Annotated in this window: 9 protein-coding genes, 19 tRNA genes and 2 rRNA genes; 4 read left to right on the top strand and 26 right to left on the bottom strand. The window is 44.0% G+C overall.

Features of this window, described 5'->3' with window-relative positions:
* Positions 1 to 343: 343 nt before the first annotated feature.
* The 6 genes from ACGTNI_RS19530 to ACGTNI_RS19505 all read right to left on the bottom strand — a co-directional run bounded on the left by ACGTNI_RS19530 (position 344) and on the right by ACGTNI_RS19505 (position 5,589).
* Positions 344 to 880, bottom strand: coding sequence for a methylated-DNA--[protein]-cysteine S-methyltransferase (locus ACGTNI_RS19530; protein WP_085506776.1), 537 nt, complete (start codon positions 878 to 880; stop codon positions 344 to 346).
* A 71-nt stretch (positions 881 to 951) separates the two neighbouring features.
* Positions 952 to 2,085, bottom strand: coding sequence for a tRNA epoxyqueuosine(34) reductase QueG (gene queG / locus ACGTNI_RS19525; protein WP_085506775.1), 1,134 nt, complete (start codon positions 2,083 to 2,085; stop codon positions 952 to 954).
* A 23-nt stretch (positions 2,086 to 2,108) separates the two neighbouring features.
* On the bottom strand, positions 2,109 to 3,818 hold the full coding sequence (locus ACGTNI_RS19520; RefSeq protein ID WP_394464192.1) for an ABC-ATPase domain-containing protein: 1,710 nt from the start codon (positions 3,816 to 3,818) through the stop codon (positions 2,109 to 2,111).
* Positions 3,819 to 3,980: 162 nt separating this feature from the next.
* Positions 3,981 to 4,051: transfer RNA gene (locus ACGTNI_RS19515), tRNA-Gly, on the bottom strand.
* A gap of 329 nt (positions 4,052 to 4,380) precedes the next feature.
* On the bottom strand, positions 4,381 to 5,070 hold the full coding sequence (locus ACGTNI_RS19510; protein ID WP_085506772.1) for a Crp/Fnr family transcriptional regulator: 690 nt from the start codon (positions 5,068 to 5,070) through the stop codon (positions 4,381 to 4,383).
* A 147-nt stretch (positions 5,071 to 5,217) separates the two neighbouring features.
* Complete coding sequence (locus ACGTNI_RS19505; protein WP_085506771.1) at positions 5,218 to 5,589, bottom strand: YidH family protein; 372 nt, start codon at positions 5,587 to 5,589, stop codon at positions 5,218 to 5,220.
* A 190-nt stretch (positions 5,590 to 5,779) separates the two neighbouring features.
* Between ACGTNI_RS19505 and ACGTNI_RS19500 the strand changes: the two genes are divergently transcribed.
* Genes ACGTNI_RS19500 through ACGTNI_RS19485 form a run of 4 tightly spaced genes read left to right on the top strand, consistent with a single transcriptional unit; the run spans position 5,780 to position 8,986 of the window.
* The gene (locus ACGTNI_RS19500; RefSeq protein ID WP_394464191.1) at positions 5,780 to 6,715 is read left to right on the top strand and encodes an ornithine cyclodeaminase family protein; all 936 of its coding nucleotides are present in this window, start codon (positions 5,780 to 5,782) and stop codon (positions 6,713 to 6,715) included.
* Between the two features lie 15 nt (positions 6,716 to 6,730).
* Positions 6,731 to 6,955 carry a hypothetical protein gene (locus ACGTNI_RS19495; RefSeq protein WP_085506769.1) on the top strand — a complete coding sequence of 75 codons (225 nt, stop codon included), beginning with the start codon at positions 6,731 to 6,733 and terminating at the stop codon, positions 6,953 to 6,955.
* A 15-nt stretch (positions 6,956 to 6,970) separates the two neighbouring features.
* Positions 6,971 to 8,407: a sodium:solute symporter family protein gene (locus ACGTNI_RS19490; protein WP_085506768.1), complete on the top strand. Its 1,437-nt coding sequence runs from the start codon at positions 6,971 to 6,973 to the stop codon at positions 8,405 to 8,407.
* A gap of 12 nt (positions 8,408 to 8,419) precedes the next feature.
* A complete protein-coding gene (locus tag ACGTNI_RS19485; RefSeq protein WP_085506767.1) occupies positions 8,420 to 8,986 on the top strand; it encodes a hypothetical protein in 567 nt (188 codons plus the stop codon).
* Between the two features lie 53 nt (positions 8,987 to 9,039).
* Here the strand turns inward: ACGTNI_RS19485 and ACGTNI_RS19480 are convergent.
* The 20 genes from ACGTNI_RS19480 to ACGTNI_RS19385 all read right to left on the bottom strand — a co-directional run.
* Positions 9,040 to 9,122 (bottom strand) — tRNA-Leu (locus ACGTNI_RS19480).
* A 9-nt stretch (positions 9,123 to 9,131) separates the two neighbouring features.
* Positions 9,132 to 9,223 (bottom strand) — tRNA-Ser (locus ACGTNI_RS19475).
* A gap of 10 nt (positions 9,224 to 9,233) precedes the next feature.
* Positions 9,234 to 9,317: transfer RNA gene (locus tag ACGTNI_RS19470), tRNA-Leu, on the bottom strand.
* Between the two features lie 104 nt (positions 9,318 to 9,421).
* Positions 9,422 to 9,503, bottom strand: a tRNA-Leu gene (locus ACGTNI_RS19465).
* Between the two features lie 10 nt (positions 9,504 to 9,513).
* Positions 9,514 to 9,587, bottom strand: a tRNA-Cys gene (locus ACGTNI_RS19460).
* Positions 9,588 to 9,611: 24 nt separating this feature from the next.
* Positions 9,612 to 9,686 (bottom strand) — tRNA-Gly (locus ACGTNI_RS19455).
* A gap of 8 nt (positions 9,687 to 9,694) precedes the next feature.
* A tRNA-Gln gene (locus tag ACGTNI_RS19450) sits at positions 9,695 to 9,769 on the bottom strand.
* A gap of 16 nt (positions 9,770 to 9,785) precedes the next feature.
* A tRNA-His gene (locus tag ACGTNI_RS19445) sits at positions 9,786 to 9,861 on the bottom strand.
* 5 nt (positions 9,862 to 9,866) lie between these two features.
* Positions 9,867 to 9,940, bottom strand: a tRNA-Trp gene (locus ACGTNI_RS19440).
* Positions 9,941 to 9,945: 5 nt separating this feature from the next.
* Positions 9,946 to 10,031, bottom strand: a tRNA-Tyr gene (locus tag ACGTNI_RS19435).
* 164 nt (positions 10,032 to 10,195) lie between these two features.
* Positions 10,196 to 10,271: transfer RNA gene (locus tag ACGTNI_RS19430), tRNA-Thr, on the bottom strand.
* A gap of 13 nt (positions 10,272 to 10,284) precedes the next feature.
* A tRNA-Phe gene (locus ACGTNI_RS19425) sits at positions 10,285 to 10,360 on the bottom strand.
* A 43-nt stretch (positions 10,361 to 10,403) separates the two neighbouring features.
* Positions 10,404 to 10,480 (bottom strand) — tRNA-Asp (locus ACGTNI_RS19420).
* A 75-nt stretch (positions 10,481 to 10,555) separates the two neighbouring features.
* A tRNA-Met gene (locus ACGTNI_RS19415) sits at positions 10,556 to 10,632 on the bottom strand.
* Positions 10,633 to 10,716: 84 nt separating this feature from the next.
* Positions 10,717 to 10,792: transfer RNA gene (locus ACGTNI_RS19410), tRNA-Val, on the bottom strand.
* An 8-nt stretch (positions 10,793 to 10,800) separates the two neighbouring features.
* Positions 10,801 to 10,875, bottom strand: a tRNA-Glu gene (locus ACGTNI_RS19405).
* Positions 10,876 to 10,884: 9 nt separating this feature from the next.
* Positions 10,885 to 10,977, bottom strand: a tRNA-Ser gene (locus ACGTNI_RS19400).
* A gap of 1 nt (position 10,978) precedes the next feature.
* Positions 10,979 to 11,053 (bottom strand) — tRNA-Asn (locus ACGTNI_RS19395).
* 25 nt (positions 11,054 to 11,078) lie between these two features.
* Positions 11,079 to 11,192: ribosomal RNA gene (gene rrf, locus ACGTNI_RS19390) — 5S ribosomal RNA — on the bottom strand.
* 136 nt (positions 11,193 to 11,328) lie between these two features.
* Positions 11,329 to 11,434 (bottom strand): 23S ribosomal RNA (locus tag ACGTNI_RS19385); the annotation flags it as partial.

Here is an 11,434-nt window from a genome sequence, read left to right as displayed (position 1 = left end):
TTTAGCATTCCTATTAGAATTCAAGGGGAAGTCCTCCTTTTGATGTTTGTATTTGGGTACAAATGCATCATAACGGAGGGCTTTTTTTCATTCAAGGATCCTTCTACTGAATCCCACAGGAATCTCCTGCGGGATGAGCATGACAGGTGAGACCCCGGAAGACGAAGTCTGAGGAGGCTCAGCGCATGTCCGCGGAAAGGGAGTCGTTCCCCACCGGACCGTTATGCAGGCAAACATCTCGAAATCAAGTCTTCGACTTTTCGTCCCTTTTATTGAATAAGGGCTTTTGGTAGATCTACACAAAAAAGTCGTGATTGGACGGGTCCAACGCACGACTTAGCAGTTAAAAGTTGAAAAGCATTTGCGGCATTTCCAACTCCAATAATTTTCTTTTCTTCTCTAGCCCACCGTTATAGCCTACTAATTTACCATTTGATCCAATGACACGATGACATGGAATAATGATGGATAATGGATTGCGGTTGATCGCTCCCCCTACAGCCCGAATTGCTTTCGGAGACTGAATCGCTTTTGCAATATCTTTGTACGATCGTGTTTCGCCATAAGGGATTTCTGTGGATAACGCCTTCCATACCTTTTGTTGAAAAGGGGTTCCATACATTTGGTAATCAAAGGAGAAATGATGTCTGGTTCCTTGAAAATACTCTTGGAACTCCTTAATGGCCGCTTCTAACAACTCACCATCCTGAACAAATTTCGGACATAGGAAATACTGTCTCGCCCAATTATTATGATGTGTTGCTAATTCTTGATAGCTTCCATAATCGATGCGACAGACACCGTCTTTGTCAGCGACTAATGTCATCGTACCTAGTGGAGTTTCCAATTCATCATAATAAAGAAAGGAACGTTTAGTCATAAACAACCCCTTCTTTTGAAAAGTTTGTTTTATTATACTAGAGAAATGCAAAGATGGGAAGAAGTTTTCTGTTAATTCAGCTGAAATCCAAGCCCTTTTTCCATTTCAAATTTAACTTGCTTATCCGTTTCCTTTTCCATTGCCGCTTCAATAGCCTCGAATACCCCAGGGGAGCCGATTTTCCCAAGGGACCAGGCAGCCGTTCCACGAATGACCGGACGTGGGTCTTCTTTCATTAATCGAATTAAATCGTCTACTGCCGTTTCATCTTTGTAGTGTCCTAATGCAAGAATTGCATTTCGCTGAATCGGCTTCTTGCCACGCCATGAACCGGCAATCGGACCGAACTGCTCCTTGAACTCCCTGTTCGATATCGAAAGCAATGGCTTCAGCCTCGGCTTGGTCACTTCTGGGTCCGGTTCAAACTCCTCATGCAGGTGAAAATCTTTCTTTTTATTTTTCGGACAAACCGTCTGACATGTGTCACAACCATATAAACGGTTGCCAATCTTCACACGATATTCATCCGCAAGAAACCCCTTTGTCTGTGTCAAAAATGCGATGCACTTATTGGCGTCAAGTTGTCCGCCCTGGACAAGGGCTCCAGTCGGACAAGCATCTACACAGATATTACAGTCGCCGCAGCTATCCTCGACAGGTTCATCCGGTGCAAACGGAATATTTGTAATCATTTCCCCGAGATAGACATAGGAACCAAACTCCGGCGTGATGATTGCGCAGTTTTTGCCGCTGAATCCAATTCCAGCACGTTCCGCTACGGCGCGATCGGCAAGTTCCCCTGTGTCTACCATCGATTTGATGCTGACTTCCGGGAATCTCTCTGTTAAAAACTCACCGAGCTTTTGCAGACGGTCCCGCAGGACATCGTGGTAATCTTTCCCCCACGAAGCCCGGCAGAAGATCCCCCGCCGGTCACCCTTTTTACTTTTGGGTGCATCTTTCATTTTAGAGGGATAAGCTAAAGCAATCGAAATGATCGATTGGGCTTCTGGTAATAATCGGGCCGGTTCGGTACGTTCTTCGATACTTCCCTTTTCAAATCCTGACTGATAAGAAAGCTCTTCCTGTCTCTTGAGCCGTGCTTTCAATTCACCGAACACATCTACAGAAGCAAATCCAATCTTATCGATTCCGATTTCCTTACTATAGGCGATGACTTCATCCTTTAATTGTTGATAATCCATCCTTATCCCTCCTTTCTCATTCGTTATGATAAAGGTTTAACCTTTGCTGTCCTCATCCGGTTTAAAGTCGCGGCGATTTCAAACCGCCGCGGCCTAGCCAATTCGCCTGGATGCTGGCCTTGAAACGGAGCAAAAGAAGACAACCCTTTTTCGTTCAACTGATTTTCTATAGCATCTAGCAGTTCTTTTAATGACCATTCTTTTTCCAGCCAGCCTTTTTTATCAAGATGAAGCAGCATATCCGCAATCATCCTCGTTTGGGATTGATCTACCAGCTGCTCGACATAATGGAGAGAAATCTCGGTATTTCCTTTTAGAATCATCGATTTGCTCTTCGATTGTACTTTTGACTTTCGCCCTTTTTGTGTTTGCAGGCTGCTAGGCAAAAACCTGCGTTCTGTTACCTCTCCAAAGGTAATATCTTTATCTGCTTGGCGTTGCTGGGGATGTCGATCGGCAATTTCTTTCGCCTTTTCCGTTACATTATAAGGCAGGTATTGATCCATCATAATAACCTGATCAGCAGCATCAAAATAATCACCAGAACCACCCATGACAAGAATAGTGGATACATCAAGTTCATCACGAAGCTGCTTGATTTTATCGATGAATGGGGTGATCGGCTCTTTTTCTTTCACGACCAGCTGTTGCATTCTTTCGTCCCGAATCATGAAGTTCGTCGCACTTGTATCTTCATCTATCAATAAGGTCGAAGCCCCTGCCTCTAATGCCTCTACTACATTCGCAGCCTGCGAGGTGCTCCCGCTGGCATTATCTGTTGAAAAACCTGTTGTGTCCGTCCCATGAGGAAGTTTTTTGATGAAGGGTGAAATATTTACCGTAGAAACTCTGCGACCATCTTCTGCCCGGACTTTTACAGCAGCTGGATCCGTCAGAACATATTCTCGCCCATCCCCTTTAATATGAGGATACACCCCACGTTCAACTGCATTCAACAGGGTACTTTTACCATGGTACCCTCCCCCGACGATTAAGGTGATTCCTTTCTTCAAAGCCATGCCTGTCACCGGTTCATTACGGTGTGGCAAGTTGATCGACACACGGTCTTGCCCCGGACTTTGAAATGATACCGCCCCTTCCATCGGACGGTCACTGACCCCACTTTTCCGCGGAAGGACAGCCCCATCCGCAACGAAGGAAACCCAATCATTCGCTTCCATTTCGTTACGAATAGCCTCATGCTGATCGGAAAGCCTGACCACGTCTTCAATCTCCTGATCATTTATGCTGAAAACGGAGTGATCCATCAGTTGTGGCAGCACTTGAAAGAATAATTTCTCTGCCTGCTTGCCATTGATCCGTCTGCCATTTGCAGGCAGCCCGATAGATAGGCAGATAATCATATGATCTTCATTCAAGTCCACAGCAGTCCGTTCCAGAATTTCCTGTCCTGGCCGGTCGATCGCTACAAGTCCACTTTTACCTGACCCTTTCACATTAGCATTCAGCTTCAGTATAGCCTTGGCAACTTTTCTTGTTATCACATCTTCTGCATAAATGCGGCGATTCCTACCTTGCCGCCATTCTAGTTTGATTGGACGCTCCTTAAAAGGAATCTGTATCCGGATTTTTGACGGAGCCGCAAACGGATCTCCCTGAACATAATCAATCCAAAGTTTATAACGCTCGAATTGATAATTACCTTGTAACTGCTTATATCCTTTATAACTTTTACCATCTATTTGCCGTAATTGCTGTTGAAGTTTATTCATAATGAACCTCTCCAATCCAATTAATCGAATCAATCTACTATTTAGCCTAGCCATTTTTCCAACATAAAAAACGCAATGCTTCGTTGTCACCTAGAACGAAACACTGCGTTGGTTAACTTGATTGGGGTAATAAATCAATTGCCGGAACTATGCGGCAATAAGAGCGGGTGATGGGAATCGAACCCACATCATCAGCTTGGAAGGCTGAGGTTTTACCACTAAACTACACCCGCATACTAAAAAGTCTATTGCTCCTGTGCTGCTCACGAACAGTCATGCCTCTTCCTCTACTAGCTGATTCAATGAAGCTATATCCGTCGAGGCAACTCGCAGTTTACTCGGTGGATGCTTTGCTCGTGGCTGAGGTTTTACCACTAAACTACACCCGCATGAAAACTTTTGAAGAGTCCCCTTTTCGAAATTACATTTTTCATTATAACAAGCGTAATAAAGTGCTGCAATGGAATTTTTAAATTTTTTGTCGAAAATTTGCTGGAAAAATATTAGCCAGCGATACATCAAAAAACTGATTGCAAACTAAAAAGAGGCTTATCACCTCTTTTTATAGCGTACAGTTTCGAACTCCACATAAATCGCACATCAACAAAGAACGGAAGTACTCGATATCACAGATAAGAAATTTTTTAGCCTCATTTTCAATAAGCCCCTGGTCTTTCCATTTACTAATTACCCTGCTGGCCGTTTCTCTAGTAATCCCTACGTATTTAGCCACATCCTGGACAACCACAGGCTCAGTAATTTCTATTCCCCTGGCAGTCTCTTTCCCATACATGTTGCTTAACCGAATGAAAATCGAAGCGACCGCCCCTTCCGAACCAAAGACCAAATAGTCACGCAGTTTTGCTTTGCTGGCTTCCAGTGACTCGGCGAGCCATTTGGTAATCTGCAATGCAAGACGCCCATTTTGAGCCATTAACGTTTCCATGTCGCTTTTAGAAATATAAAGCAAGGAAGCGTCGGTTAATGCAACAGCAGAACAAGAATAAAATTCACTGGAAAAAATCCCGATCTCCCCAAATGCATCATCAGCTTTACGTAGAAACACAGTCACTTCTTTATTTTGTTTCATTTGCTTATGAACACGAATGGTCCCATCCATAATAAAATAGAGGTCGGAAGCTACGGATCCTTCTTCAAAAATAATCTCCCCGCGTTTAACAGTGAGTTCCCTGGAGTTCGCAAGCAGCAGTTCCCTTTCATTTTCTTCTAATCTATTGAGTAAAGGCTTCATTGTGCCTACCTCCTGTATGGTGAATATACTAATAGGATAAAGGAGAAAACTTAAGGAGGCTGTGATATTTATCACGTTTTCACTATCATAATAATTAAAAGTTAATCTAAAAGAAAAAAGACACCGAAATAGCCACAGTGTCCTTACTCAGCTTTCTAAATATAAGAAATACGCCAGGATAAATATTAAGATAATAATCATCAATGCAGAGACTAATGAAACAGATGTATTGGATGGAGTGAAGCTTTCATCATTCATGATCTGTTTCTTTTTATTGAAATAAGCGACAGTTGCTAAAACGATGATAATGAAACCTAACAAGACTGCAAACACACCTAAGGCCAGGCTGATCATATCGATGGTACTGTTTCGCTGTACGCCGATTGTAAAATGCAGACTTGTATTTAAAAAGCCAATCCCTACAATAGCGATGACAGTACGAACCCATGCCAGGTAGGTACGCTCATTTGCTAGGTGCTGCTGGGCGTATTTCAATTGATTTTTGTCTTCTTTTTTCATACCATCACTCTCTCATTTCTTCCTGGTTATTTAGGTTGTGTCACTCTGTATTAATCATACGATTAAGAACTTTAAAAAGCTAATGCTTCAAATCGTTGTACAGGTGATGTACCTTCCCTGCTATGTAATCGGTTTAACTTTTCAGAAAACTTTGTTAATATCTTAAAGTATACAGAAAGGAGAATGGCAGATGGAAGTAATTACAGCAGAAGCAATCAAGAAAAAATTTTCTATGAAAGAAACAATGGAAGCAATCGAAGGCTTCTACAACGACAAACAAGAAGACTACATATCTCCAGATCGTATGCATATCGAAGATGGGAGTAACACCGCTCTCCTCATGCCAGCATTTTATGGCAATTACTATGCAACAAAATTAGTGGGAGTTGCTCCCTCCAACACCAGGCTAAATAAAGACACGATTCATGGATTAATGATCCTTTATAATCGTGAAACGATGGAACCATTATTTTTATGTGATGCTACCGCCATCACTTCCTTGCGTACCGGAGCTCTTGGCGGCTTAGGAATGAAGTATTTAGCGAAAGAAGATGCGAAAACACTAGGGATTATCGGCACAGGCACACAAGGATGGAGTCACTTGCAATCAGGACTTGCTGCTCGCGATATTAAAGATGTATACATTTTCAATCGTACAGCAGAAAAGGCTCACAATTTTAAAAAACGGGCAGAAGCTGCTTTTCCGTCGGTCACCTTTCACGTTACATCCGTAGAGGAGCTCGTAAAAAAGGCAGATATTGTTGTAACAACCACTACTTCCACACATCCAGTTTTCCCTGAACTTGACTCCTCCGAATGGAAAGGGAAACTAATTGTCGGAGTTGGCTCATTTCGTCCTGACATGCAGGAAATTTCAGATCAAGTATTGCGTGAGGCCGATGATATTTTTGTGGATGCCGCTAGTGCATTACATGAATCCGGGGATATGCTCCGGGCGAAAGACCTTCGTACTAATATAGATAACACCTGGGACCTCGAAAAGATTATCCAGGAAAATCACCGCCCAGCGGACGTCCATGACAAAACAATGGTTTTCAAGTCTGTCGGTGCCTCTATTTTTGATTTGGTAACAGTTAAAGCAATTTATGAAACCTTTTACAGCTAGGAAGGAGATAGAGAAATGAAACAACTGACAAGGAAAAAGTGGAAAGACCCTGGTATCGTAATGGTAATTATTCTGTCACTCGTGTCCTTATTTGTATGGATCTGGTGGCCAACAGAGACATTTATTGGCGGTATATCATTAGCTGGCTGGGCTATGTTTGTCTGCTTCTTCATTTGGTTAGCCCTGACAGTAGCTTATGTTATATGGATGGAAAAAATAGAAAAAGAAGAAATAGAATAAAGGGAGTGAGAAAGCATGCAAGTAATGGAAGCAATCATTTTAGCAATTTATTTAATTATCATGACCTTCATTGGAATATGGTTCGCAAAGCGGGCTCACTCTTCCGAAGGGGATTACTGGACTGCCGGGGGCAAAATTAACAGTTTTGTTGGCTCGTTCGCCTTTTTTGCAGCCGTAGCAAGTTCGAGCTCCTTAATGGGAGCGGTCGGTTCCGGTGTGGCTTTAGGCGTACCATTCTTATTAGCCTACGGGTTTGGAGCGGTAGCGATCCCCTCATTTGCCATGTTTTTAATTTCCGGTCAGATAAGGAGAACCGGCGTAAAAACATTGCCTGAGTTTTTTAAGACCCGATACGGAAAATCTGTTCAAATAGTTTCAGCTATTCTGGTCGTATTGAGCATGACCTTCTATATGATTCCGCAGTTAACAGCCTCAGGACTGATTGGTTCTTATGTCTTAGGTATCGATTATGTAACAGCGGTCATCATTCTGGGGTTAGGGTTCACCCTTTATGCCGCGCTTGGGGGTATGTGGGCGATTACATACACAGACTTGATTCAGGGCGCTGTCATGGTCATAGGGATGTTCATTCTGGCAGTCATTATCCTGATGGATCATGGTGGTGTCGGTTCCCTTATCCAGGATGCATTAGCGGTTGACCCTCAATTTGGATCGATCACTCAGCCATGGATGTCTTATTTCGGACTATTTGTAGCATTCCTATGGTTTGGAGTTGTATCGCCATCTGCAGTAATGAGGAACTTTGCTGCCCGTGATGCTAAAACTGCCCGTCGCTCTGCCTTAGGTGCCTGTTTTCTTTATGTAACAGTATTCATATTCGGATTCGTGATCGCCTCCGCTGGTGCAAGCCTGGGAATTGCAGAATCCCTGGACAACCAGGATATGATTTTCATTTCAGTAATTGAGCATTATATGCCTGCATTATTAGCCGGAGTCATGCTTGCAGGCTTACTGGCGGCAATTATGTCTTCCGCAGACGCAATGCTGCTCGCAGTTTCTGCAGGGATTGCCCATGATATTTATAAAGAACATATCAATAAACAAGCTTCTGAAAAAACAGTCACTCGCTTAGGGCTTGTCGTTATGATTTTAGCCAGTATAGTCGGTATCATTTTCGCTATCGATCCACCTCAACTGATTGCTGTTATGGTAGGCTGGGTAAGTGGTGCCATGCTTTCCGCATTTGGTTTTCCACTTGTGTTAGGACTTTGGTGGAAGCGTACCAATACAGCAGGAGCTTTGGCGGGAATGATTGGAGGAACAGTGGCCTTCATCATCATGGCATTATTGCCGTTCGCATTAGTTTCGGAACATTTGGTGTCTGCACCTATCTCTGCTATCCTTACCATCGTTGTAAGTTTAATGACAGAACCACCATCCGAAGAAATACAATTACAAGTTGATCGTTATCATACCAACATTGACGCTTAAGCAGGTGACATAATGAATGTGAACGTATTAGGGGAAGACACCCTGGAAACACACGAGCTTCCAGCGTATATATATAAAAGTTTGAAGCCATCTCTAAAGTTAAACAGACAATTGAACAAAGAACTTATAGAAAAAGGGATTGTAAAAAAAGAAAAAGTCTATCACCCGATGTGGATCGTTAAAATGCTTGAAATTGCAGACAGAAAACCCTTTCCACCGCGAAAACGACCAAACATGTTATTTGTAGATGCTAGTTCAGGTTATCGGGGACTATTTCCAAATGTCCCCCCTATCACACAAAAAGAAGTCAGTTCATCAAAACTAAAAAAGGCTTCGATAACTAAACAAGAGTTGATAGAAAAGTATATAGTGGATGTCCAGGAAAAACAAATCAATCGAAAATATGTGCTAAAGAAGCCGAGATATGAGATTAAAGAAAAAGAAATGGTGTATCTGCCGTTATGGATGGTAGAAGTCGAAACTGCTTTCTTCACTAAAACCTTCGTCATAAATGGAAATACTGGAGAATCAGAGGATTTGTTGATGAAGCTTTGGAAATCGCAGGAGTGGAAGTTATAAAGCAAAAAAGTGCTTGCAGCGAAGCAAGCACTTTTTGTGTACGCTTATTTAAATACCGGTGGCCGGGGTCGAACCGGCACGGGATAAACCCACACGATTTTGAGTCGTGCGCGTCTGCCAATTCCGCCACACCGGCATAGGAAATTGGCGGAGAAGGTGAGATTCGAACTCACGCGACGGTTGCCCGCCCTAGCGCATTTCGAGTACGCCCCCTTACAGCCACTTGGGTACTTCTCCTTTTTAGTGATGCGGATGAAGGGATTCGAACCCCCACGGTGTTGCCACCACTAGACCCTGAATCTAGCGCGTCTGCCAGTTCCGCCACATCCGCAAAATATTAAATAGTACAAGGCATCTAATATAGTAAGACAATAAGAAAAAAGACTCTTTCAAAATGAAAGAAGTCAGTTCTCTTACAAATAAATTGTTAAGTAGTACCGGTGGCCGGGGTCGAACCGGCACTCCCGAAGGAACACGATTTTGAGTCGTGCGCGTCTGCCAATTCCGCCACACCGGCATATTGTTTATGGAGGCGGCAACCGGATTTGAACCGGTGATAAAGGTTTTGCAGACCTCTGCCTTACCACTTGGCTATGCCGCCTTGTGATACCCTGAAAATTAAATTTGGAGCGAGAGACGGGATTCGAACCCGCGACCCCCACCTTGGCAAGGTGGTGTTCTACCACTGAACTACTCTCGCAATTTAAATGGCTGGCCCAGCTGGATTCGAACCAGCGCATGACGGAATCAAAATCCGCTGCCTTACCGCTTGGCTATGGGCCAACAGGTAAAAATATAATGGGGCGACCGATGGGAATCGAACCCATGAATGCCGGAGCCACAATCCGGTGCGTTAACCCCTTCGCCACGGCCGCCATAATGGCAGGGGTAGTAGGAATCGAACCCACATCAAAGGTTTTGGAGACCTTCGTTTTACCATTAAACTATACCCCTATATATGGTGGAGGGAGTAGGACTCGAACCTACGAACCCGATGGGAGCGGATTTACAGTCCGCCGCGTTTGGCCAACTTCGCTATCCCTCCATATAGTTAAAAAGACTTTCAATGGTGCACTTTTCAGCACTACTATTGTTCCCTAGCTTAGAAGATTATTCAACGTAGTAAAGGAACCGTTCAATGGTGCACTTTGCAGCACTACTATTGTTTTCCAGCAGGAAGTCTATTCGACGTTGTAGGAAAACATTCAATGGTGCCGGCCAGAGGACTTGAACCCCCAACCTACTGATTACAAGTCAGTTGCTCTACCAATTGAGCTAGACCGGCTAATCAGAAATAATGGTGGCTTGGGACGGAATCGAACCGCCGACACACGGATTTTCAGTCCGTTGCTCTACCGACTGAGCTACCAAGCCGACATAAGTATTAGGAATTAATGAAACTATGTAAATGTAATAATGGCGGTCCGGACGGGACTCGAACCCGCGACCTCCTGCGTGACAGGCAGGCATTCTAACCAACTGAACTACCGGACCATTGGTTGCACTTTGCAGTACTACTATCTTTTCACTAGCAATGATGATTGATCAACGATGCAAGTGAAAATAACTTGGTTGCGGGGGCAAGATTTGAACTTGCGACCTTCGGGTTATGAGCCCGACGAGCTACCAGACTGCTCCACCCCGCGATAGTGTAAATGCATTAGTTTATAGCACTTACGAAAATGTAAGACAATATATCTTACGATATTCACCTGAAAATGTGAATGATATGGTGGAGGATGCAGGGTTCGAACCTGCGACCCCTTGCTTGTAAGGCAAGTGCTCTCCCAGCTGAGCTAATCCTCCTATGTAAGTGGTGACCCGTACGGGATTCGAACCCGTGTTACCGCCGTGAAAGGGCGGTGTCTTAACCACTTGACCAACGGGCCAATATGTTATGGCGGAGAGCGAGGGATTCGAACCCTCGAGACCGCGGTAACGGTCTACACGAATTCCAATCGTGCTCCTTCGGCCAACTCGGACAGCTCTCCATGGCTCCACCGGTAGGATTCGAACCTACGACCGATCGGTTAACAGCCGATTGCTCTACCACTGAGCTACGGTGGAATAACTTTAGAAAGAAATATGACAGGCTTGGCAGCGTCCTACTCTCACGGGGATAAACCCGACTACCATCGGCGCTGGAGAGCTTAACTGCTGTGTTCGGCATGGGAACAGGTGTGGCCTCTCCGCTATCGCCACCAACCCTTTTTTCTTTTTTTAAGGACAAGGTATATTATATGCACCTTTGACCAAAATTTCAAGGGTTTTTATAAAAAATATGTAAACCCTCAAAACTAGATAAGCAACATTCAACGACGAACATCTTTCACGAAATTAGGTTAGTTAAGTCCTCGATCGATTAGTATCCGTCAGCTCCACGTGTCACCACGCTTCCACCTCGGACCTATCTACCTCATCGTCTCTGAGGGATCTTACTCACTCGAA

The organism is Thalassobacillus sp. B23F22_16 (genome assembly GCF_043496955.1).
GTDB classification, from domain to species: Bacteria; Bacillota; Bacilli; order Bacillales; family Halobacillaceae; genus Thalassobacillus; species Thalassobacillus devorans_A.
The sequence above is the reverse complement of the archived record's forward strand: the minus strand, read 5'-3'. Positions and strand labels throughout refer to the sequence as shown.